Below are 22,357 nucleotides of genomic sequence, written 5' to 3'. Positions count from 1 at the left end.
TGGTGTAAACAAGGGCCTGATGGGCGCTCTCGATGAACCACTGACCAAGCTCGTCGGCGACCGCACCGCGAAGGTGCTCGCCGACAGCCTCAAGCTGCGCACGGTCGGGGACCTCCTGCACCACTACCCCCGCCGCTACGTCGAACGCGGCCAGCTCACCAGCCTGGACGAGCTGGAGGTCGACGAGCACGTCACCGTGCTGGCCCGGATCGAGAAGGTCACCCTCATCCCGTTCCGCGGCCGCAAGGGCGACCGGCTGGAGGTCGTCGTCACCGACGGCCGCAGCCGGCTCTCGCTGGTGTTCTTCAACCAGGGCTGGCGGCAGAAGGAGCTGAGGTCCGGCGCCCAGGGCCTGTTCGCGGGCAAGGTCAACGTCTTCAACCGCACCCGCCAGCTGGTGTCGCCGGACTACCAGCTGCTCGACGAGGACGCCGGGTCGGACGCCGCGCAGCAGTTCGCCGGCCGCCTCATCCCGGTGTACGGCGCGAGCGCCCAGATGCCCAGCTGGAAGCTGTCGATCTGCATCGACACCGCGCTCACCAAGCACCTCGGCGACGTCGGCGAGCCGCTGCCCGCCGAACTGCGCGAGCGGCACGACCTGATCCCGCTCCCGGAGGCCCTGGAGCTGATCCACCGCCCGCGCAGCCAGGCCGACCGCGAGCGCGCCCAGAGCCGGCTGCGCTGGGACGAGGCCTTCGTCCTCCAGGTCGCCCTCGCACAGCGCCGGGCCGCCGAGTCCGCGCTGCCCGCCAAGCCGCGCCGGGCCCGCGAGGGCGGCCTGCTGGACGCGTTCGACGAGCGGCTGCCGTTCGCCCTCACCGAGGGGCAGCGGAAGGTGTCCGCCGAGATCGCCGCCGACCTCGCGAGCGAGCACCCGATGCACCGGCTGCTCCAGGGCGAGGTCGGCTCCGGGAAGACGCTGGTCGCGCTGCGCGCGATGCTCGCCGTGGTGGACGCCGGCGGCCAGGCCGTCCTGCTCGCGCCCACCGAGGTGCTCGCCCAGCAGCACCACCGTTCGATCGTCGAGATGATGGGCGACCTCGCCGAGGGCGGCATGCTCGGCGGCTCCGACCTCGGCACCCGGGTCGTGCTGCTCACCGGCTCGATGGGCGTCCCGGCCCGCCGCCAGGCGCTGCTCGACATGGCCTGCGGGGACGCCGGGATCGCCATCGGCACCCACGCGCTGATCGAGGACAAGGTCCAGTTCCAGGACCTCGGCCTCGTCGTCGTCGACGAGCAGCACCGCTTCGGCGTCGAGCAGCGCGACGCGCTGCGCGCCAAGGGCGACCAGCCGCCGCACCTGCTGGTGATGACCGCCACCCCGATCCCGCGCACGGTCGCGATGACGGTCTTCGGGGACCTGGAGACCTCCGTCCTGGACCAGCTCCCGGCCGGCCGCTCCCCGATCTCCACCCACGTCGTCCCCGCGGTCGAGAAGCCCAACTTCCTCACCCGCGCCTGGGAGCGGGTCCGCGAGGAGGTCGGCAAGGGCCACCAGGCGTACGTCGTCTGCCCCCGCATCGGGGACGAGGAGCCGGCGGCCGATCCCAAGAAGAAGCGGAAGGCGGCCGAGGAGGACTTCGAGGACATCGCGGACGCCGGCGCCGGGAGCGACGAACGGCGGCCCCCGCTCTCGGTGGTGGAGACCGCCGAGAAGCTGGTGAAGGGTCCGCTGAGCGGCCTGCGGGTGGAGATCCTGCACGGCAGGCTCGCGCCCGAGGCCAAGGACGACGTGATGCGCCGGTTCTCGGCCGGTGAGGTGGACGTCCTGGTCGCCACCACCGTGATCGAGGTGGGCGTCAACGTCCCCAACTCCACCGCGATGGTCATCATGGACGCCGACCGCTTCGGAGTCTCCCAGCTGCACCAGCTGCGCGGCCGGGTCGGCCGCGGCAGCGCGGCGGGCCTGTGCCTGCTGGTCAGCGACATGCCCGCGGGCAGCGCGGCCCGGGCCCGGCTGGACGCGGTGGCCGGCACGCTGGACGGCTTCGAGCTGTCCCGGATCGACCTCGAACAGCGCCGCGAGGGCGACGTGCTGGGCCAGGCGCAGTCCGGCGTGAAGTCCTCGCTCAAGGTGCTCTCGGTGCTGGAGGACGAGGAGGTCATCCTCACCGCCCGGACGGAGGCGACCCGGTTGGTCGCCGAGGACCCGGAGCTCGCCGCCCACCCGGAGCTGCGCACCGCGCTGGAGAGCCTCGTCGACGAGGACCGCGCGGCCTACATGGAGAAGGGCTGAGCGGGCCGGTCGTACCCGCGCGGCCCGGGAATTGTCAGACCCCCGCGAGAGAATGAAGGTGTTCAGGACGCACCTCAAGGTGCGTACCTGGCGCGACACTTGGGGGTCCTGCCATGGCATTCCGTCATCTCAACGAGCTCCCGCTGGGCGACAAGGTCTTCCGGATCGAACTCGCCAGCGACGACGACCGCGAGGTCACCCTCACCCTGACCGGCTGGCGCGAGGGGGCGGCGGCCGCGCCGCTCGCCTCGGGCAAGCTCCGCCTGCCGGTCGAGGACGTCGCCTCGCTGCGGATCGCGCTCAACCGCGCGCTGCGGGCGCTGGCGATCGTCGCCGACGTCTCCGAGCCCATCCCCGACCGCGACGTGCTGCGCGAGCTGTACCCCGGCCACGGCGCCCCCTGGGTGCCGCAGCACGAGGAGGAGTTGGTCCGGCGCTTCCACGACGGCGAGACCGTCGCCCGGATCGCCGCCCGCTTCGGCCGCACGCCCGACTCCGTCCGCACCAAGCTGCGCGAGCTCGGGCACGACCCGCGCCGCCCCGAGTTCTGCCCGCCCGACGGCTGCCTGTCCTGGTCCCGCTACGCCTCGCCGGCCCTGCTCGGCGCGGCGGTCCCGGCGCAGTCGGCGGGCTCCGAGGCGAGCTAGGCGGCGCCCCCGCGGCCCCCACCGGTACGCCCGGCGGGGGCCGCACCGTCACTCGCCCGCTCGCCTCCTGCCCGGGGCGGGTAGCGTGGTCGGGCAGCGACGAAAGGACCTCCCACCACCATGACCCGCGTGATCGCCGGAGCGGCCGGCGGCCGCCGGCTGGCCGTACCGCCAGGCCGGGGCACCCGACCGACCTCCGACAAGGCCCGTGAGGCGATGTTCTCCACCCTGGAGGCGCTGCGCGGCACCCTGCACGGGAGCCGGATGCTCGACCTGTTCGGCGGATCGGGCGCGGTCGGCCTGGAGGCGCTGTCCCGGGGGGCCGAGCACGTCCTGCTGGTCGAGGCGGACGGCCAGGCGGCCCGGGTGATCCGCGAGAACGTCCGCACGATCGGCCTGCCGGGCGCGGAACTGAAGGCCGCCAAGGCCGAGAAGGTGATCGCCGGGCCGCCCCCGCAGGCCCCGTACGACCTGGTGTTCCTCGATCCTCCGTACGCCGTCACGGACGACGAGCTGCGCGAGATGCTGATCACACTCCTGGCCGGGGGCTGGCTCGCGGAGGACGCACTCGTCACCGTGGAGCGCAGCACCCGCGGCGGAGAGTTCGGCTGGCCCGACGGCTTCGAGGTGCTGCGCTCCCGCCGCTACGGCGAGGGCACGCTCTGGTACGGTCGCGCCGCCGCCCGCCAGCACGAGTAGCGGGCCGAGGCCCGCAGCAGCCGTCACCCCACGAGGGAGCACAAACGCCATGCGCCGAGCCGTCTGCCCCGGTTCGTTCGACCCGATCACCAACGGCCACCTCGACATCATCGAGCGGGCCTCGAAGCTCTACGACGTGGTGCACGTCGCGGTGCTGATCAACCGGAGCAAGCGGGGCATGTTCAGCGTCGAGGAGCGGATCGGCCTGATCGAGGAGGTCACCGCGGACTTCGGGAACGTGGTGGTCGAGTCGCACCACGGCCTGCTGGTGGACTACTGCCGCGAGCGCGGCATCCCCGCGATCATCAAGGGGCTGCGGGCCGTCAGCGACTTCGACTACGAGCTGCAGATGGCCCAGATGAACCACGGGTTGACGGGCGTCGAGACGCTGTTCGTGCCGACCTCGCCGACGTACAGCTTCCTGTCCTCGACGCTGGTCAAGGAGGTGGCCTCGTACGGCGGCGACGTCTCGCACCTGCTTCCGGAGACGGTGCACCGCAGGCTGGTCGAGCGGATCGCGGAGCGCAAGGCCGAGCAGTAGTCCGGCCGTTCCCTTCCTGCCGCTTCGTCATGGTTTGTCCGTGTCGCCGGGATCCCCCGGAGGCCCGGCCCGGCTCGGGCGTTGTGACCGCGCCCCGCAGTGGCCGTACAGTCTGTATTCCTGCCCTGCGGTGAGGTCCACCGCGCCGGGCCTGCCTCCGCCGGACCGTCGGCGGCACACGGAAAGACGAAGCCCCGTGGACGTGCAGAACAAGGTCGACGAGATCGTGGCGGCGATCGAGAACGCCCGCTCGATGCCGATGTCGGCCTCCTGCGTGGTGAACCGGGCCGAGCTGATCGGCCTGCTCAACGACCTCAAGGCGGTCCTGCCCGCCGAACTCGCCCAGGCGCAGTCGGTGATGGCCGACCACGAGCAGGTGGTGGCCGGCGCCCAGGCCGAGGCCGACCGGATCATCCAGGGTGCGCACGCCGAGCGCGGCTCCCTGATCTCGGACACCGAGGTGGTCCGCCGGGCCCAGGCCGAGGCCGACCGGATCCTCGCCGAGGCGCGTTCCGAGGTGGACACCAAGCGGGCCGAGGCCGACGACTACGTGGACAGCAAGCTCGCCAACTTCGAGGTCGTGCTGACCAAGACGCTCGGCGCCGTCGGCCGCGGCCGGACCAAGCTGCGCGGCGACTCCAGCGTCTTCGAGAACGAGTACGACGGCGAGACGGACGGCGAGGAGTTCCGGCCGCAGCGGGTCAGCCCGAGTCCCGAGGTCGACGAGTACGTCGATGTGAAGCTCGCCACCCTGGAGAACGTCCTCAGCGCGACCCTGGAGGCCGTCGGCAAGGGCCGCGACAAGCTCCTCGGCAAGCGGCCGATCGACGAGCTGGGCGCCTACCTGGCCGCCGCCGACGAGGCGCAGCAGGCCAAGGAGCGGGCCGAGGCGGTCGCGGCGGGCTTCGCCGCCGAGGGCGACGGCGAGGAACTCGCCTGGTACCGCGAGGACGTGCCGCAGCAGCAGAGCTGGCCGGAGCAGACCCCGGCCGCGGCCGGCTGGCAGAACCCCGGCGCCGACCAGTACGCCGCGGCGGCCCAGCAGCAGGGCGGGCAGTACGCCGAGGTGTACGGCGGCGGCTTCGACCCGGCCGCCCAGGGCGACCCGTACGCGGCCCAGTGGGCCCACCAGCAGCAGGACGCCACGGGCGCGTACCCGCAACAGCAGCAGCACGGGGACTACACGGGCCAGCAGCACGCCGACTACGGCTATCCGCAGCAGCAACAGGGCTACGGTGCGCAGCAGTACGACGCCTACGGCTACCCGCAGCAGCCCGCCGCCCCGCCGGTCGTGCCGCAGCAGCAGCCCGGGTTGGACGAGACGAGCTTCTTCGACACCAGCATGATCGACATGACCAGGCTGCGGGAGCTCGGCGGGCGCTGAGCACCGGTCCCGGGTCGTTCCTCCGGGACCGAAGTTGGGCCTGGCGGGAGACTCCGGTAGTCTGACCACTCCGGCCTCTCCATGTCGGACTCTCGGCTTGCCCTCGCAACGCCGCCGTACATGGGGCCCCACCGATCACCTTCCATGGAAGTCAGGACACCTTGAACCGCCTCGACCACCGCGACCCCCTCGTGTTCGACACGCACGAGCTCGGCCGCCGTCCGGGTTCGATGCGCAAGGTGTCCCGCACCCTGGAGGCCCCCGAGGGCTTCGGGATCATCGACGTGATCGGCGTCCCGGAGAAGAGCGAGATCCAGCTGGAGCTCCGCCTGGAGTCCGTGGTCGAGGGCGTGCTGGTCACCGGCACCGCCGAGGCCCGGGTCGAGGGCGAGTGCGTCCGGTGCCTGGAGCCCGTCGAGTTCGACATCGACGTGGACTTCCAGGAGCTGTACTACTACCCGGAGTCCGACGAGCGCCACCGCGCCCGGACCACCGGGACCGAGGACCTCGACGAGGACTCGGAAGAAGAGACTTACCGCCTGGAGGGCGATTTCTTCGACCTCCAGCCGGTGCTGCGTGACGCGGTGGTGCTCGCACTGCCGCTGCAGCCGGTGTGCCAGGACGACTGCCTGGGCCTGTGCTCCGAGTGCGGAGCGCGCCTGAGCGACGACCCGGCCCACCACCACGATGCCGCCGACCCCCGGTGGGCGGCTCTGCAGGGACTCTCCGCCGCCCCCGGCGACGAGGGTGACGGGATCAAGAACAGCGACACCCGTGAGGGTGCCGCCGAGAACCAGGAGAAGTAGCCGTGGCTGTTCCGAAGCGGAAGATGTCGCGCAGCAACACGCGCCACCGCCGTTCCAACTGGAAGGCCGTCGTTCCGGCCCTCGTGGCGTGCGACCGCTGCCACGAGCCGAAGCTCGGCCACATCGCGTGCCCCAGCTGCGGCACGTACAACCGCCGCCAGGTCCTCTCGGTCTGATCGGCGGGGTGCACGGATCGATGTCGGACGGTAACTCCACCCGCAAGGCGTCCTCCGCCCCGAAGGGTCCTTCGGGCGGTGGCAAGGCCGGTGGGCCGGCTTCGACCGAATACGACGTCCTGGAAGGGCGCCTCGGGTACACGCTCGAGCGCGCCCTTCTGGTACGTGCCCTGACCCACCGCTCGTACGCGTACGAGAACGGCGGGCTGCCCACCAACGAGCGCCTGGAGTTCCTCGGCGACTCGGTGCTGGGCCTCGTGGTGACGGACACCCTCTACCGCGTCCACCCGGACGTCCCCGAGGGCACCCTCGCCAAGCTGCGCGCCGCGGTGGTCAACTCCCGCGCGCTCGCGGACGTCGGGCGCGGGCTCGACCTGGGCGCCTTCATCCGCCTCGGCAAGGGCGAGGAGGGCACCGGCGGCCGCGACAAGTCGTCGATCCTCGCGGACACCGTCGAGGCCGTCATCGGCGCCGTCTACCTGGACCAGGGCCTGGACGCGGCCACCGAGTTCGTCCACCGCCTGTTCGACCCGCTGATCGAGGAGTCCTCTCAGCTGGGCGCGGGCCTGGACTGGAAGACCAGCCTGCAGGAGCTCACCGCCTCGGTGGGCATCGGTGTGCCCGAGTACGTGGTCATGGAGTCCGGTCCGGACCACGAGAAGACCTTCACCGCGGTGGCCCGCGTGGCCGGCCAGGACTTCGGCAGCGGCGTCGGCCGCTCGAAGAAGGAGGCCGAGCAGAAGGCCGCCGAGAGCGCCTGGCGCGCGATCAAGGAGAAGTACGCCGACCGGCTGCCCGCCGGCGCGTGACGAAGCAGTAGCCTTCCTCCTGCCGGTCCCTTTCCGCAGGAGGAATGCTGCCTTGCCCGAACTTCCCGAGGTCGAGGTCGTGCGCCGCGGACTGGCGAACTGGGTCGCCGGGCGGACCGTCGCCGACGTCCAGGTCCTGCACCCGCGCGCGGTGCGCCGCCAGCCCGCGGGCGCCGCCGACTTCGCCGCCCGGCTCACCGGGACGACGCTCGGCGCCGCGCAGCGCCGCGGCAAGTACCTGTGGCTGCCGCTGGCCGGCACCGGCACCGGATTCTCGCTGATCGGCCACCTCGGCATGAGCGGCCAACTCCTCGTCCAGGACCCGTCGGTGCCCGACGAGACGCACCTGCGGGTGCGGCTGTGCTTCACCGACGGCGGACGCGAACTGCGCTTCGTCGACCAGCGGACCTTCGGCGGCCTCGCGGTCGAGGAGGCCGAGGAGGGCGACCCGGAGGGCACGCCCGTCTCCATCGCGCACATCGCGCGCGACCCGCTCGACCCGCGCTTCGACGACGACGCCTTCACGGCCGCGCTGCGCGCCAGGCGCACCACCGTCAAGCGCGCGCTGCTCGACCAGACGCTGATCAGCGGCGTCGGGAACATCTACGCCGACGAGGCGCTCTGGCGCTCCAAGCTGCACTACGACCGGCCGACGGCGACGCTCACCCGCCCGCAGGCGGCCGTGCTGCTGGCCAACGCCCGGGACGTGATGACCGCGGCGCTGGCCGTCGGCGGCACCAGCTTCGACAGCCTGTACGTCAACGTGAACGGCGAGAGCGGCTACTTCTCGCGGGACCTCGACGCGTACGGCCGCGAGCACGAGCCCTGCCGCCGCTGCGGCACCGCGATCCGCCGGGCCGCGTGGATGAACCGCTCCAGCTACTACTGCCCCCGCTGCCAACGGGTGCCGCGGGAGCGCAGCGGGGGCTGACGGGCAGCGCTATTTGTGCGCGAGTTCGGGCTCCTGGTCGGCCGCGTCGCCGAGGGCTCCGTGGTCGCCCTGGCCGAAGTAGGCGACGCCGACGGCGGACACCACCGCGAGCACGAAGCCGACCACACCGAGCCAGCCGAGGCCGGACTTGGAGGAGTCGCCGAGCCACAGCACGCCGACCACGCCGGGCAGCACGGTCTCGCCGACCACCAGGGCGGCCGTCGCGCCGTTCACCGAGCCGATCTGCAGCGCGACCGTGTGCACGTACATGCCGCCCAGGCCGCCGATGATGATCGCGTACAGCGCCGGGTCGGAGAGCAGGCTGCCGAGCTCGAACGGCTCGACGCCGTTGAGGATGCGCACGCCGACGCCGAGGGCGCCGAAGCCGAGGCCGGACAGCAGACCGGCGACGACGGCGCCCTTCGAGCCCATCCGCCGCACCAGCAGGCCGCCGCCGACCAGCAGGACGGTGGTGATGATCAGCAGCCACCAGTGGAACGCCATCTCCGCGTGGTGGCCGCCCTCGGGGCCGGCCGAGACGGCCAGCAGCACCAGCGCCGAGCAGAGCACGCCGATCGACGCCCACTCCAGCTGCTTGAGCCGGATGCCGAGCAGCTTGATGCTCAGCACCGCGGTGATCACCAGGTTGGCGCTGATGATCGTCTGGGAGAGGAACAACGGCAGCAGCCGGGCGGCCAGTGCCCCGAGTCCGAAGCCGATCAGGTCGAGCACCGTGCCGAGGATGAACTCCCAGGTGACGGCGGCCTTCGCGGTCGAGGACAGGCTCGGCCCGCCGTGCTCGGTCGTGGCGGTGGAGACACCCTTGGCGGCCTCCTCGCGGGCGGACCGCCGGGAACCGACGGCCTGCAGGACCGAGCCGGTGCCGTAACAGGCGGATGCCGTCACGGCGGTGACGAGGCCGATGATCACCGAGCGCTCCGATCAGAGGGGTTGGGGCCACGAGGGGCGTTGGGTCAAGAGCGGGTAATGGGCCCGCGGTCCGGGACCACTATGCCCGTTCGCACGATACGGTCAGGACACCCCCTCCGACCGCTCCGGGCCTGCCGGGATGTACGTCCGGCCGCCTGCCGCGGTTCCCGGCGGTCGTCCGGTTCAGGGTGACTCGGGGGAAATCTCATCCCCGAGGAGGGGACCGCCCCGGCGTCCGGCGGGGAATCCCCACATCACCAGTATGCGAAGGGTATGGCGTGCTTCGCCGCCACTCGCGGTAGCGTCGGGTGCTATGAGAACCCTTGCTCGACGTTCCCGGGGCACCGGGCCGCTCGCCGTGGTCGCGGCGACGCTGCTCGGGCTTCTGCTCCTGCTCGCCCCGGCGGCCTCGGCGGCCGGTGGCCTGAGCGACGCCGCGGCCACCCTGAAGAAGGGCCAGGTCTACGTCGCCCCGACGATGCTGGACCGCTTCAGCCAGGCGCAGGCGGACGCCCTGACCAAGAAGATCGAGAAGGCCGACAAGCCGATCTTCATCGCGGTCGTCCCCGACAGCGCCAACAAGGACACCATCCTCACCGATCTGCGCACCCTGGTGGGCATCGACGGCGTCTACGGCGTCTGGCGCGGGACCGGAGGGTTCCTGGCCCACGCCGACCGCGGCGCGATGGGCGTCGGCGCCGCGGAGCGGATCTCGGGTGCCGTCGCCCGCGCGGACAAGGGCGACATCAACGCCACCCTGAACGACTTCGTCGACCAGGCCGCCCCGCAGACCAAGGGCACCGGGGTGAACCACAGCACCTCGATCGCCTGGGTGGTCATCCCGGTCGTGCTGCTCGCGCTGGCCGGCGCCGGTGTCTTCTTCCTCTTCCGCCGCGCCAAGAAGCGCAAGGAGGAGCAGGCCCGCGCCGAGCTGGAGCAGCTGCGCCGCGTGGTCGACGAGGACATCACCGCCTACGGCGTCGAGCTCGAGCGCCTGGACTTCAACCCGCGTGCCGCCGACGCCGACGACGTCCAGCGGACCGACTACAGCCACGCGCTCGACTCGTACGAGAAGGCCAAGCGCCTGATGGACGAGGCCAAGAAGCCCGAGGACGTCAAGGTCGTCACCGAGACGATCGAGGACGGCCGGTTCGCGCTGGCCACCCTGGCCGCCCGGCGCGACGGGCGCCCGCTGCCCGAGCGCCGTCCCCCGTGCTTCATGGACCCGCGCCACGGCCCCTCCGTCAAGGACGTCGACTGGGCCCCGGCCGGCGGTTCGGCCCGCAGCGTCCCGGTCTGCCAGGCCGACGCGGACCGCGTCGCCGCCGGCCTCGACCCGGCCGTCCGCACGGTGGACACCGAGTACGGCCCGCAGCCGTACTGGAACGCCGGCCCGGCCTACGCCCCGTACGCGGGTGGCTACTACAGCGGCTTCGGCGGCGGCGGGCTGCTGTCCGGCCTGCTGGTGGGCACCATGCTCGGCTCGATGATGAGCAGCGGCCCGGCCTACGCCGCGGCGCCGATGATGGAGGGCGGCCACCACGGCTACCAGGACCAGTACGAGGGCGGTGACTTCACCGGGGCGGACTTCAACGCCGGGGACTTCAGCGGTGGTGACTGGAGCGGTGGCGGCGACTTCGGCGGTGGCGGCGGCGACTGGTGACCCGCTGACCTGACGCGCCGACCCGACGCGCACCCCGCTGCGGCCCCGCCGGATCCTCCGGCGGGGCCGCGGTGTCGTCCGGGCCGGGTTTGAGAACACAACCCTGTGTGGCACGCTGGCGCCGTGACCCCTGACACCCCGGGCCCGGTCCCGTCGGTCCCCGCCGCCCTGCCCGGCCGTCCCTGCTCGATGGCGGCGGCGCTGCACGTCGTCGGAGAGAAGTGGGCCCTGCTGGTGGTGCGCGAACTGTTCTACGGCAACCACCGCTTCGACCGGATCGCCCGCAACACGGGCGCGCCCCGGGACCGGCTCACCGCCCGGCTGCGGGCGTTGGAGGAGGCGGGGATCGTCGAGCGGCGCGCCTACAGCGAGCGCCCGCCGCGCTACGAGTACCACCTCACCGAGGCCGGCCGTGACCTCGCCCCGCTCGCCCACGCGCTGCGCACGTGGGGCGACCGCTGGCTGCTGCCCGAGTCGCCGGTCACCTTCGACCACGAGCCGCCGGGGCACGAGCCCCACGCCTTCGACGCGGCCTGGGTCTGCCGCACCTGCGGCCGGGAGGCCCGGCGCGGCGAACTGCACGCGCGCGTGCACAGCCCGGGATGGACCGTCGAGGGGCCCGCGGAGCCGTGACCGTCCGCGGACCTGTGGCCGGGCCCGCGGCCGGTTAGGGTCGGGGCATGCACGGTCGCGACGCCCACAGTGAGGAACCGGTCCGGGTCACCGCCTGGGTCCGGGGGAAGGTCCAGCAGGTCGGCTTCCGCTGGTGGACCAGGGCTCGGGCGCTGGAGGTCGGTCTGACCGGCTACGCGAGCAACCTCGGCGACGGCCGGGTCCAGGTGGTGGCCGAGGGCCTCGCCGCCGACTGCGAGGAGCTGCTCGCGCTGCTCCGCGGCCCCGACACGCCCGGCAGCGTGAGCGGCGTGACCGAGATCTGGACCGCCGTCGGCGCCGGCTACGAGGGCTTCGAGATCCGCTGAAATCCGCCGCGGAGGGGCCCCGTGCGGTCCCCGGGGAAAAGATCCTCAACCGGCGGTGTCATACGGTTGCCATCCGGGCAGACTCGTGGTTGACTCCGCATCGAACGATGATCCACGAGCACCTGGTGGACCCGGGCCCGGACCCCCTCGGCGTGACGACACCGCCAGGCAGGTGACAGGGGCGCGGTAGCGTGCGGTGATCGTGTTGACCCTTTCCGTCTTTGGTGAGACGCTGGAAGCCCGCGCACACGACCGCGTTTTCCCGGTCGGCGCATGCCCTCGTGAGCGCAGCTCACGATGGTTGCGCCGCAGTGCCAAGCCGGCACTTACCGGTGGCGCGCCGCGCGTGCGTCCCCCTTCCCCCTAGACCTGTACCGTTCCGGTTCGGTCACTCAGCGTGGAGGACCATTCATCATGGCAAAGGCGCTTCTCGGGTACGTCGGCGGCCCCGACCCGCGAATGCTCTCCGAGATGCGACGGCTTCAGCAGCGCGTCCAGGACCTTGAAGCCGAGCTCCTTCGGATGCAGGCTGAGAACGACGCTCTCACCGCTGTCGCTGACGAGCACTCGCTGCTCAACAGCATCGATCTGGATCAGCGGGAGCCGGCTCTCACCTGAGTCCCGCCCGGTCCTCACAGATCGACGCCGCTGTGCACTGAGCCGCCCCGCAAGGGACGCAGCATGCAAGGGACGCCCGGTTGTGGCGTCCCTTCGTCGTGTCCGGGCGCCTTCGGCCGCCCGCCCGCCGGATACAGTCGCGGTCGGGGCCCGTGAACCCCGGCGAGCGATGAGGAGACCGGCGGCGTGCACCTGAAGAGTCTGACGCTGCGCGGGTTCAAGTCCTTCGCCTCCAGCACCACGCTGCGCTTCGAGCCCGGCATCACCTGCGTCGTCGGCCCGAACGGCTCGGGCAAGTCCAACGTCGTCGACGCGCTCTCCTGGGTCATGGGCGAGCAGGGCGCCAAGTCGCTGCGCGGCGGCAAGATGGAGGACGTCATCTTCGCCGGGACCAGCGGGCGCGCCCCGCTCGGCCGCGCCGAGGTCAGCCTCACCATCGACAACACCGACGGCGCGCTGCCCATCGAGTACGCCGAGGTGACCATCACCCGGACGATGTTCCGCAACGGCGGCAGCGAGTACGCGCTCAACGGCCGGACCTGCCGGCTGCTCGACATCCAGGAACTGCTCTCCGACTCCGGCATCGGCCGCGAGATGCACGTCATCGTCGGCCAGGGCCAGCTGGACTCCGTCCTGCACGCCGACCCGATGGGCCGCCGGGCCTTCATCGAGGAGGCGGCCGGCGTGCTCAAGCACCGCAAGCGCAAGGAGAAGGCGCTGCGGAAGCTCGACGCGATGCAGGCCAACCTCAACCGCGTCCAGGACCTGGTGGCCGAACTGCGCCGCCAGCTCGGCCCGCTCGGCCGGCAGGCCAGGATCGCCCGCCGCGCCGCCGGCATCCAGGCCGACCTGCGCGACGCCCGGCTGCGGCTGCTCGCCGACGACCTGCTCGCCCTCCGCAAGGCCGTCGAGGCCGAGATCGCCGACGAACTGGCGCTGCGCCTGCGCCGCACCACCGTCGAGCAGGAACTGGCCCGCGCCGTCCAGCGCGAGCGCGTCCTGGAGGCGCAGGTCGAGCAGCTCGGCCCGAGCCTGGAGGCCGCCCGGCAGACCTGGTACCGGCTCTCCGCGCTCGCCGAGCGCACCCGCGGCACGATCGGACTGGCCGAGGCGAGGGCCCGGCACGCCGCCGCCGGGGGACAGGGCGAGGAACGGCGCGGACGGGACCCGGAAGAGCTCGAACGCGAGGCCGAGCGCGTGCGCGAGGAGGAGGCCGCCCTCGCCGAGGCGCTGGAGGAGGCCCAGTACGCGCTGGCCGAGGCCGTCGAACGCAAGAACGGACTGGAACGCGACCTGGCCGCCGAGGAACGCCGGCTGCGGGACGCCGCCCGCGCCATCGCCGACCGCCGCGAGGGGCTCGCCCGGCTCCAGGGGCAGGCGGCGGCCGCGCGCTCCAAGGCCACGTCGGCCCAGGCCGAGATCGGCCGGCTCACCGAGGCCAGGGACGAGGCGCTGTTGCGGGCCGGGGCCGCGCAGGGCGAGTTCGAGCAGCTGCAGGAGCAGGTCGACGGCCTCGTCGGGGACGACGAGCGCGCCGACACCGCCCACGACGAGGCCCGCGCGCGGCTCGCCGCCGTCGAACGCGACCTCGCCACCGCCCGGGAGGCGGCCGGCGCCGCCGAGCGCGAGCGCGCCGCGCTCACCGCGCGCCACGACGCGCTGGCGCTCGGGCTGCGCCGCAAGGACGGCACCGGTGCGCTGCTCGCGGCGGGGAAACGGCTGACCGGGCTGCTCGGCCCGGCCGCCGCACTGCTGCGGATCGCCCCCGGCCACGAGGCCGCCGTCGCCGCCGCGCTCGGCGCCGCGGCCGATGCGGTGGCCGTCGACTCGCCGGACGCCGCCGTCGCCGCGCTGCGCCTGCTGCGTGCCGACGACGCCGGGCGGGCCGCGCTGCTCATCGCCGGTGCGCCCGAACCGGCCCGGGCCGTGCCCGAGTTGCCCGCCGGTGCCCGCTGGGCGGCCGAACTGGTGGACGGACCAGCCGAGTTGACCGCCGCCGTGCGGACGCTGCTGGCCGGGACGGCCGTCGTCGGCACCCTCGACGACGCCCTGTCCCTGATCGCCGCGCACCCCGCCCTGAACGCCGTCACCGCAGACGGCGACCGGCTCGGCGCCGGTTGCGCCCACGGCGGCTCCGGCGGCGCGCCGAGCCTGCTGGAGACCCAGGCCGCAGTGGACGAGACGGCCCGCGCGATCGACCGACTCGCCCTCCGCTGCGCCGAGGCGGCCGAACGGCTGGCCGAACTCACCGAACTGCGGAGCGAGTCGGCGGCCGAGGTGGAACGGCTGTCCGCACAGCGGAGGCACGCGGAGAAGGAACGGGCCCAGGTGGCCGGAGCGCTCGGCCGCCTGGGCGGACAGGCCCGCGCCGCCGCCGGCGAGGCCGAACGGCTGGCGGCCGCCGCCGCCCGGGCGGAGGAGGGCCTCGCCCAACTGCTCGCCACCGCCGAGGAACTGGCCGAACGCCTGGCCGCCGCCGAGGACTCCGCCGATGCGGGGGAGGACGAGCCTGACCCGGCCGAGCAGCAGCGGCTGGCCGGTGCCGCCTCAGCCGCCCGGCAGGCCGAGCTGGAGGCGCGCCTCGCCGTGCGCACCCACGAGGAGCGGGTCCGCGCGCTGGCCGGCCGTGCCGACCAGCTGGACCGCGCCGCCCGCGCCGAGCGCGAGGCGCGCGCCCGTGCCGCCGAGCGCCGTCGGCGCGCGCAGCACGACGCCGGGGTGGCGAACGCCGTCGCGGCGGGTGCCCGGCAACTGCTCACCTGCCTGGAGGTGTCGCTCGCGCGTGCGGACGCCGGGCGGGCGGCCGTCGAACGGGAGCGCGCCGAGCGCGAGGCGGAGCTCCGGGAGCACCGCGAGCAGGGGCGCGGCCTCAAGGAGGAACTGGACAAGCTGGTCGACGCAGGCCATCGGGACGAGGTCCTGCGGGCCGAGAAGCGGCTGCGGATCGAGCAGCTGGAGACCAGGGCGCTGGAGGAGTTCGGCATCGACGGCGGCGAGCTGCTCGCCTCGTACGGGCCCGACCAGCCCGTCCCGCCGGCCACGCCCGAGGAGGGGCGGGAGCCGGGGGAGCCGTACCCCTACGTCCGGGCCGAGCAGGAGAAGCGGCTGCGGGCGGCCGAGAAGGCCTACCAGCAGCTCGGCAAGGTCAACCCGCTCGCGCTGGAGGAGTTCGCCGCGCTGGAGGAGCGCCACCAGTTCCTCGGCGAGCAGCTGGACGACCTCAAGCGCGGTCGGCGCGACCTGATGGACATCGTCCGGGACGTCGACGAGCGGGTCGAGCAACTGTTCGCGTCCGCCTACCAGGACACCGCGGCCCAGTTCGAGGGAGTCTTCGCCCGGCTGTTCCCGGGCGGGGAGGGGCGGCTGGTGCTGACCGACCCCGACGACATGCTGACCACCGGGGTCGAGGTGGAGGCCCGCCCGCCGGGCAAGAAGGTCAAGCGGCTGTCGCTGCTCTCCGGCGGCGAGCGCTCGCTGACCGCCGTCGCGCTGCTGGTCGCCATCTTCAAGGCCAGGCCCAGCCCGTTCTACGTCATGGACGAGGTGGAGGCAGCACTGGACGAGACCAATCTGCGCCGGCTGATCGGGATCATGGAGGAGCTGCGGGAGAGCTCGCAGCTGATCGTGATCACGCACCAGAAGCTGACGATGGAGTCCGCGGACGCGCTCTACGGCGTGACGATGAAGGGCGACGGCATCTCCCAGGTGATCAGCCAGCGGCTGCGGGAAGAGGACCGCGAGCGGCGGCGGGAAGTGGAGCGGGCCACATCGGCCTAGCCCGGGTGCGGTGCTTCTCGGGTCCCGTCGCGGATACTGGATCCGTTATGGAATACGTGATCCTTGCCGTAGTCATCGCCGTGGTCGCCGTCGGCGCGATCGCGGGCCTCGTCGTTTCCGGCAGACGACGCCAGCAACTCCCGCCGAAGTCGCAGGCGCCGGTCATCACGGCGCCGCCGACCACCCCGCGCGAGCCCCAGGTCGGTGAGGAGGCCGCGCCGCCCACCGAGGAGCCGCGGCGCACCGTCGAGGAGGTGCCGCTCCCCGAGGCCCCCGAGGCCCCCGAGGCCCCCGAGGCCGTCGAGGTCGCCGAGGCCGAGGTGGCTCCCGCCATCGAGGTCCCCGAGCCCACCGCCGGCCGGCTCGTCCGGCTGCGCTCCCGGCTCTCGCGTTCGCAGAACTCGCTCGGCAAGGGCCTGCTCTCGCTGCTCTCCCGCGAGCACCTCGACGAGGACACCTGGGAGGAGATCGAGGACACCCTGCTGACCGCCGACGTCGGCGTGGCCCCCACCCAGGAGCTGGTCGAGCGGCTGCGCACCCGGGTGAAGGTGCTCGGCACCCGCACCCCCGACGAGCTGCGCGGGCTGCTGCGCGAGGAGCTCGTCGAGCTGGTCGGCAAGGACGCCGACCGCACCGTGCGCTCCACCAAGCACGAGGAGGGCCCGGCCGTGGTCCTGGTCGTCGGCGTCAACGGCGTCGGCAAGACCACCACCACCGGCAAGCTGGCCCGCGTCCTGGTCGCCGACGGCCGCAGGGTCGTGCTCGGCGCGGCCGACACCTTCCGTGCCGCCGCCGCCGACCAGCTCCAGACCTGGGGCGAGCGGGTCGGCGCCCGGACCGTGCGCGGTCCCGAGGGCGGCGACCCGGCCTCGATCGCGTTCGACGCGGTCAAGGAGGGCATCGCCGAGGGCGTGGACACCGTCCTGGTGGACACCGCCGGCCGTCTGCACACCAAGACCGGCCTGATGGACGAGCTGGGCAAGGTCAAGCGGGTCGTCGAGAAGCACGGCCCGGTGGACGAGGTCCTGCTGGTGCTGGACGCCACCACCGGTCAGAACGGCCTGATCCAGGCCCGGGTCTTCGCCGAGGTGGTCGACATCACCGGCATCGTGCTGACCAAGCTGGACGGCACCGCCAAGGGCGGCATCGTCGTCGCGGTCCAGCGCGAGCTGGGGGTGCCGGTCAAGCTGATCGGCCTCGGCGAGGGCGCGGACGACCTGGCGCCGTTCGAGCCTGGCGCCTTCGTGGACGCGCTGATCGGGGACTGAGCTCCCCGCACACGGTGAAGGGTCCGCTCCCCGCTGGGGGCGGGCCCTTTGCGCTGGGCTCGGGTGGTGCTGGGCTCAGGAGGCCATCCAGGCCGGCTCCGCGGTGCGCTCGCGGCCGCGGTGGCAGGCGTAGGCGAGGGTGCCGAGCAGCAGCCGGGCCTCGGGCGGGCAGCCGGCGTTGTCCCGGGTCGGGCGGCGCAGCCAGCGCACCGGGCCGAGGCCGGGCAGGACGGTGGGCGGGGCGGCGACGTAGCTGCCCTCGCCGTGGCAGGCCAGGTCGAGCGCGGCGTCGTCCCAGCCCATCCGGTACAGGAGGTCGGGCAGGCGGCGGGCGGTGCCGGGGGCGACCAGGAACTGCAGCCGGCCGGTGGGGGCGGTCAGCACCGGGCCGACCTGGGTGCCCATCCGCTCCAGCCGGACGAGCGCCTGGACGCCGGCCTGCTCGGGGACGTCCAGGACGTCGAACGCGCGGCCGGTGGGGAACAGGACGGAGCCCTCGGCGTCGGCGGTGTGCACGGCGCCCTCGCAGCCGGGCACGGGGTGCAGGCCGGGGGCGGCACAGCGGGCGGAGCCGCACCGGCAGGAGGCCGGGGCGTTGCCGGCGGCCCGGCCGGTGACGGCTACCGCCCAGCCCCAGCGGCCGGTGTACTCCGCGGCGGCCTGGGACGCGGTGACCTTGGTGCGGCGGCGCGCGCCCAGCGGAGCCAGCCGCAGGTGCCCCAGTCGAAGTTCGCCGAACAGGTTGTCCATGCCTCCCCCAACAGGTTCTCGTTGCCGATGGTTACGGGACGGTGACTTTGTGTTGATTGTCCGTTGCGTGGTGCGTTGTGCGAATGCGGCGCGCAGCGCGTGGCGTGCGCCTTTTGGGGTGGTGCGCCTCGGGCGCCGCCTTGTGGCGGCTGTGCCGATGCCGGATCGTCGTGTGCGCGAGGCGGCCGTCGAGCTGGGCGGACGGCAAACTCGCCGGTGGCCGTAGTGGTCCGCCGGGACCGCCGGGATTGCTCGGGGACTTGGCAGCCCGCATATGCCGACCGCCGCGACTACCTAGTGAAGCGTGTGCCCCCTTGCTTCGGTTCACTCCTGGGGGTGGCGAAAGGTGGCGTTTCGCCAGGGGCCGTCCCGCGGACCCTCGGCGGGGCATTACGTTCAGCACACGGGCGTCGTCGGGGAGTCAGCTCCGAGCCGTAGGGGCGCGGGAGTTGGGCGAACTGACGCCCCGTCCGGGGTCGTGGCACACCAGTGCGACAGCGGGGTGCGGCGGCGCCGCGGCACGGCACGTCTGGCAACAGCCCGCAACCGTCGGGCGATGACGATCGGGGGCCCTCCGGGGCCGGGCGGGATGGGACGTTCCCCATGGCAGAGAAGCAACCCAACGAGAAGCTGACCACGTGGTTCGCCCGCAGCGGCTGGTCCAAGGGGGAGTTGGCCCGCCAGGTCAACCGCCGGGCCCGGCAGATCGGCGCCCACCACGTCTCCACCGACACCTCCCGCGTGCGGCGCTGGCTGGACGGCGAGCAGCCGCGCGAGCCGATCCCCAAGATCATGTCGGAGCTCTTCTCCGAGCGTTTCGGCTCGGTCGTCTCGATCGAGGACCTCGGCCTGCGCGCCGCGATCCCGGTCTCCACCGTCGGCGGCGGCGTGGACCTGCCGTGGAGCGCCCCGCAGACCGTCCAGCTGATCAGCGACTACTCCCGCAGCGACCTGATGCTCAACCGCCGGGGCTTCCTCGGCACCTCGCTGGCGCTGACCGCCGGCGCCGCCCTGATCGAGCCGATGCAGCGCTGGCTCGCCCCCGGCCCGAACGGCACCCCCACCCCGATCCTGACCGCGGCCAACGGCGGCGAGGCGTTCACCGGCCGGCTGTCCGAGCCCGAGCTCGAACTGCTGGAGCAGACCACGGTCATGTTCCGCCAGTGGGACGCGCAGAACGGCGGCGGGCTGCGCCGCAAGGCCGTCGTCGGCCAGCTGCACGAGGTCACCGACCTGCTCCAGGAGAGCTACCCCGAGCAGACCACCCGGCGGCTGTTCCGGCTCACCGCCGAACTCGCCCACCTGGCCGGGTGGATGTCCTACGACGTCGGCATGCACCCGAGCGCGCAGAAGTACTACGTGCTCGCGCTGCACGCCGCCAAGGAGGCCGGCGACCGCCCGTTCGGCGCGCTGATCCTCACCGACATGAGCCGCCAGATGATCCACCTCAACCGCGGCGAGGACGCCCTGGAGCTGATCCACCTCGCCCAGTACGGCAGTCGCGACACGGCCACCCCGCGCCAGCAGGCCCTGCTGTACGCGATGGAGGCGCGCGCCTACGCGACCATCGGCGAGGTGAACCGCTGCGCCCGGGCGGTGCGGCTGGCCGAGGACACCTTCACCGACATCCGCGAGGGGGACGAGGAGCCGGACTGGCTGAAGTTCTTCTCGCCCGCCGAGCTGAACGCCGAGAACGCGCACTCCTTCCGCGACCTCGCCTACCACTCCGACAACGCCGAGCTGTACGCGTCGATGTCCGCGCCGGTGATGGAGCGCGCGGTGGACCTGTTCCGCCAGGACGGCGACCACGTGCGCTCCTACGCCTTCAACCTGATCGGCATGGCCAGCGTGCACCTGCTCCAGAAGGAGGCCGAGCAGGCCGCGCTGATGGCCGAGCAGGCGGTGGACATCGCGACGAAGGTCCGCTCCGAGCGGCTGAACTCGCGGGTGCGCAAGACCACGGAGGCCGCGGCCGTCCGCTTCAAGGGCGTGGACGCGGTGAGCCGCCTGAAGGAAAGGGTCGTCCAGGACATCCCCGAGTACGTCTCGGTGGTCTGAGCACGCCCCCCCACCGGACTCCACCGACCGTGACGGCCGCCGCCGCCACGGTCGGTGGCGGTCGCGGCACCGGGTGTGGCGCGCGGCGGCACGGTAACCCATCCGGGCCATCGACACGGCTGCGGTTCACGCAGGTGTAACCCGCGCGTCGCACGCGTCACGGCCGCGAAACAACCGGCCGCACTGGCCGAAACCAGCCTTCGGCACTCTCCTCTTCATCGCCGACACCCCGGGTGGCACGGGACAGGTACCCGGGTGGTGGATCGGCTTTCACGCAGAGGAGACGCCGATGCCGGACGGCTTCAGCGCGGGCGACACCGCCTTCGTGCTCATCAGTGCGGCCCTGGTCATGGTGATGACCCCGGGCCTGGCCTTCTTCTACGGGGGCATGGTCCGGGCCAAGAGCACACTCAACATGCTGGCGATGAGCTTCCTCTCGCTCGGCATCGTCACCGTGCTCTGGGTCCTCTACGGGTACTCGCTCAGCTTCGGGCCGGACGCCGGCTTCGGCCTGATCGGCAACCTCGACTTCCTCGGGATGCGCGGGATCGGCCTGAACGAGCTGTCCGGCACGATCCCGGTCACCGCCTTCTCCGTCTTCCAGCTGATGTTCGCGATCATCACCCCGGCACTGATCAGCGGCGCCATCGCGGACCGCGCCAAGTTCGCCGCCTGGGGCCTGTTCGTCGCGCTCTGGGTGACCGTCGTCTACTTCCCCGTCGCGCACTGGGTGTTCATGGTGGACGGCGGCAAGGGCGGCTGGCTCGGCGACCGCAACGGCGTCATCGACTTCGCCGGCGGCACGGCCGTGCACATCAACGCCGGCGTGGCCGGACTCGCGCTCTGCCTGGTGCTCGGCAAGCGGATCGGCTTCAAGAAGGACCCGATGCGCCCGCACAGCCTGCCGCTGGTGATGCTCGGCTCCGGCCTGCTGTGGTTCGGCTGGTTCGGCTTCAACGCGGGCTCGGCCCTGGCCGCCAACGGAGTCGCCGCGATGGCCTTCGTCAACACCCAGGTGGCGACGGGCGCCGCGCTGGTCGGCTGGCTGGTCTTCGAGAAGCTCAAGCACGGCGCGTTCACCACCCTGGGCGCCGCCTCCGGCGCGGTGGCCGGCCTGGTCGCCATCACCCCGGCCTGCGGTTCGGTCAGCCCGCTCGGCGCGGTGGCGATCGGCCTGATCGCGGGCGCCGTCTGCGCCGCCGCCATCTCCCTCAAGTACCGCCTCGGCTTCGACGACTCGCTCGACGTGGTGGGCGTGCACGCGGTCGGCGGCGCGATCGGCTCGCTGCTGATCGGCCTGTTCGCCACCGGCGGGGTCGGCCAGACCGCCAAGGGCCTGTTCTACGGCGGCGGTCTCGACCAGCTCGGCAAGCAGGCGATGGGCGTGTCCGTGGTCGCGGCGTACTCCTTCGTCGTCTCCTGGCTGCTGGCCAAGGCGATCGACAAGACGGTCGGGTTCCGGGTCAGCGAGGAGGTGGAGGTGGCCGGCATCGACCAGGCCGAACACGCGGAGTCCGCCTACGATTTCAGCGCGGTGGGCGCCGGTCTGGCCCGGGCCCTCGCTCCGGCCGCGGTCTCCGCGGCGACCACGGCCCAGAAGGCCGATGTTCAGAAGTCCGCCGCCCCGAACACTGCCGAGAAGACCGAGGTCGACGCCCGATGAAGCTCATCACCGCCGTGATCAAGCCGCACCGCCTGGACGACGTGAAGGCCGCCCTGCAGGCCTTCGGGGTGCACGGGCTGACCGTCACCGAGGCCAGCGGCTACGGCCGCCAGCGCGGCCACACCGAGGTCTACCGCGGCGCCGAGTACACCGTGGACCTCGTGCCCAAGATCCGGATCGAGGTCCTGGTCGAGGACGACGACGCCGACCAGCTGATCGACGTCCTGGTGAAGGCGGCCAGGACCGGCAAGATCGGCGACGGCAAGGTGTGGAGCATCCCGGTCGACACGGCCGTCCGGGTCCGCACCGGCGAGCGCGGACCGGACGCGCTCTGACGACGTGACGCACCGCGGGCGGGCCCGCGATCCCCAGGGGTCGCGGGCCCGCCCGGCGGCGCATCGGCGCCCGGCCCGCCCGCCGG

The 22,357-nt window shown here is 72.9% G+C and carries 20 protein-coding genes; 18 read left to right on the top strand and 2 right to left on the bottom strand.

What is annotated here, in order from left to right:
- The first annotated feature begins 19 nt into the window (after nucleotides 1-19).
- The 9 genes from recG (at nucleotide 20) to mutM (ending at nucleotide 8,229) form a co-directional block, all read left to right on the top strand.
- A complete protein-coding gene (recG, locus tag AB0C76_RS25130; RefSeq protein WP_359969568.1) occupies nucleotides 20-2,236 on the top strand; it encodes an ATP-dependent DNA helicase RecG in 2,217 nt (738 codons plus the stop codon).
- 113 nt (nucleotides 2,237-2,349) lie between these two features.
- Entirely contained in the window at nucleotides 2,350-2,883 is a 534-nt protein-coding gene (locus tag AB0C76_RS25125) for a hypothetical protein (RefSeq protein WP_355674667.1), read from the top strand.
- Nucleotides 2,884-3,003: 120 nt separating this feature from the next.
- The gene (gene rsmD / locus AB0C76_RS25120; RefSeq protein ID WP_359969564.1) at nucleotides 3,004-3,582 is read left to right on the top strand and encodes a 16S rRNA (guanine(966)-N(2))-methyltransferase RsmD; all 579 of its coding nucleotides are present in this window, start codon (nucleotides 3,004-3,006) and stop codon (nucleotides 3,580-3,582) included.
- A 49-nt stretch (nucleotides 3,583-3,631) separates the two neighbouring features.
- Entirely contained in the window at nucleotides 3,632-4,123 is a 492-nt protein-coding gene (gene coaD / locus AB0C76_RS25115; protein WP_359969561.1) for a pantetheine-phosphate adenylyltransferase, read from the top strand.
- A 196-nt stretch (nucleotides 4,124-4,319) separates the two neighbouring features.
- The gene (locus AB0C76_RS25110) at nucleotides 4,320-5,507 is read left to right on the top strand and encodes an ATP synthase F0 subunit B (RefSeq protein ID WP_359969558.1); all 1,188 of its coding nucleotides are present in this window, start codon (nucleotides 4,320-4,322) and stop codon (nucleotides 5,505-5,507) included.
- A 161-nt stretch (nucleotides 5,508-5,668) separates the two neighbouring features.
- Nucleotides 5,669-6,313, top strand: coding sequence for a DUF177 domain-containing protein (locus tag AB0C76_RS25105; RefSeq protein ID WP_359969555.1), 645 nt, complete (start codon nucleotides 5,669-5,671; stop codon nucleotides 6,311-6,313).
- 2 nt (nucleotides 6,314-6,315) lie between these two features.
- The gene (gene rpmF, locus AB0C76_RS25100; RefSeq protein WP_030056747.1) at nucleotides 6,316-6,489 is read left to right on the top strand and encodes a 50S ribosomal protein L32; all 174 of its coding nucleotides are present in this window, start codon (nucleotides 6,316-6,318) and stop codon (nucleotides 6,487-6,489) included.
- Between the two features lie 20 nt (nucleotides 6,490-6,509).
- On the top strand, nucleotides 6,510-7,298 hold the full coding sequence (gene rnc, locus AB0C76_RS25095) for a ribonuclease III (RefSeq protein WP_359969552.1): 789 nt from the start codon (nucleotides 6,510-6,512) through the stop codon (nucleotides 7,296-7,298).
- Between the two features lie 52 nt (nucleotides 7,299-7,350).
- Complete coding sequence (gene mutM, locus AB0C76_RS25090) at nucleotides 7,351-8,229, top strand: bifunctional DNA-formamidopyrimidine glycosylase/DNA-(apurinic or apyrimidinic site) lyase (protein WP_359969549.1); 879 nt, start codon at nucleotides 7,351-7,353, stop codon at nucleotides 8,227-8,229.
- A 9-nt stretch (nucleotides 8,230-8,238) separates the two neighbouring features.
- Here mutM and AB0C76_RS25085 read toward each other — a convergent pair whose 3' ends face one another.
- A complete protein-coding gene (locus tag AB0C76_RS25085; RefSeq protein ID WP_359969546.1) occupies nucleotides 8,239-9,159 on the bottom strand; it encodes a hypothetical protein in 921 nt (306 codons plus the stop codon).
- A 313-nt stretch (nucleotides 9,160-9,472) separates the two neighbouring features.
- Here AB0C76_RS25085 and AB0C76_RS25080 point away from each other — a divergent pair, with 313 nt between their 5' ends.
- From AB0C76_RS25080 to ftsY, 6 genes are all read left to right on the top strand, one after another.
- Complete coding sequence (locus tag AB0C76_RS25080) at nucleotides 9,473-10,822, top strand: hypothetical protein (RefSeq protein WP_359969544.1); 1,350 nt, start codon at nucleotides 9,473-9,475, stop codon at nucleotides 10,820-10,822.
- 123 nt (nucleotides 10,823-10,945) lie between these two features.
- Nucleotides 10,946-11,455 carry a helix-turn-helix domain-containing protein gene (locus AB0C76_RS25075; RefSeq protein WP_359969541.1) on the top strand — a complete coding sequence of 170 codons (510 nt, stop codon included), beginning with the start codon at nucleotides 10,946-10,948 and terminating at the stop codon, nucleotides 11,453-11,455.
- Between the two features lie 47 nt (nucleotides 11,456-11,502).
- Nucleotides 11,503-11,802, top strand: a complete 300-nt coding sequence (locus AB0C76_RS25070) for an acylphosphatase (RefSeq protein WP_359969538.1) — start codon at nucleotides 11,503-11,505, stop codon at nucleotides 11,800-11,802.
- Nucleotides 11,803-12,216: 414 nt separating this feature from the next.
- Nucleotides 12,217-12,420 (top strand): hypothetical protein, encoded by a 204-nt coding sequence (locus AB0C76_RS25065; protein ID WP_045702518.1) that lies wholly within the window; start codon nucleotides 12,217-12,219, stop codon nucleotides 12,418-12,420.
- A 186-nt stretch (nucleotides 12,421-12,606) separates the two neighbouring features.
- On the top strand, nucleotides 12,607-16,197 hold the full coding sequence (gene smc, locus AB0C76_RS25060; RefSeq protein WP_359969535.1) for a chromosome segregation protein SMC: 3,591 nt from the start codon (nucleotides 12,607-12,609) through the stop codon (nucleotides 16,195-16,197).
- A 47-nt stretch (nucleotides 16,198-16,244) separates the two neighbouring features.
- Nucleotides 16,245-17,465, top strand: a complete 1,221-nt coding sequence (gene ftsY, locus AB0C76_RS25055; RefSeq protein WP_359969532.1) for a signal recognition particle-docking protein FtsY — start codon at nucleotides 16,245-16,247, stop codon at nucleotides 17,463-17,465.
- A 75-nt stretch (nucleotides 17,466-17,540) separates the two neighbouring features.
- Here the strand turns inward: ftsY and AB0C76_RS25050 are convergent, their stop codons facing one another.
- Nucleotides 17,541-18,215, bottom strand: coding sequence for a bifunctional DNA primase/polymerase (locus AB0C76_RS25050; RefSeq protein ID WP_359969529.1), 675 nt, complete (start codon nucleotides 18,213-18,215; stop codon nucleotides 17,541-17,543).
- A 603-nt stretch (nucleotides 18,216-18,818) separates the two neighbouring features.
- On the opposite strand from AB0C76_RS25050, the gene AB0C76_RS25045 reads away from it, so the two are divergent.
- The 3 genes from AB0C76_RS25045 (at nucleotide 18,819) to AB0C76_RS25035 (ending at nucleotide 22,271) form a co-directional block, all read left to right on the top strand.
- Nucleotides 18,819-20,273 (top strand): hypothetical protein, encoded by a 1,455-nt coding sequence (locus tag AB0C76_RS25045; RefSeq protein ID WP_329929708.1) that lies wholly within the window; start codon nucleotides 18,819-18,821, stop codon nucleotides 20,271-20,273.
- A 289-nt stretch (nucleotides 20,274-20,562) separates the two neighbouring features.
- Entirely contained in the window at nucleotides 20,563-21,936 is a 1,374-nt protein-coding gene (locus AB0C76_RS25040; protein WP_359969527.1) for an ammonium transporter, read from the top strand.
- Nucleotides 21,933-22,271 carry a P-II family nitrogen regulator gene (locus AB0C76_RS25035; RefSeq protein WP_218207157.1) on the top strand — a complete coding sequence of 113 codons (339 nt, stop codon included), beginning with the start codon at nucleotides 21,933-21,935 and terminating at the stop codon, nucleotides 22,269-22,271. The genes AB0C76_RS25040 and AB0C76_RS25035 overlap by 4 nt, the downstream gene beginning before the upstream one ends.
- Nucleotides 22,272-22,357: the final 86 nt, after the last annotated feature.

The organism is Kitasatospora sp. NPDC048722 (genome assembly GCF_040650235.1).
In the GTDB taxonomy this organism is placed as follows: domain Bacteria; phylum Actinomycetota; class Actinomycetes; order Streptomycetales; family Streptomycetaceae; genus Kitasatospora.
This window is presented reverse-complemented; position numbering and strand designations above follow the sequence as displayed.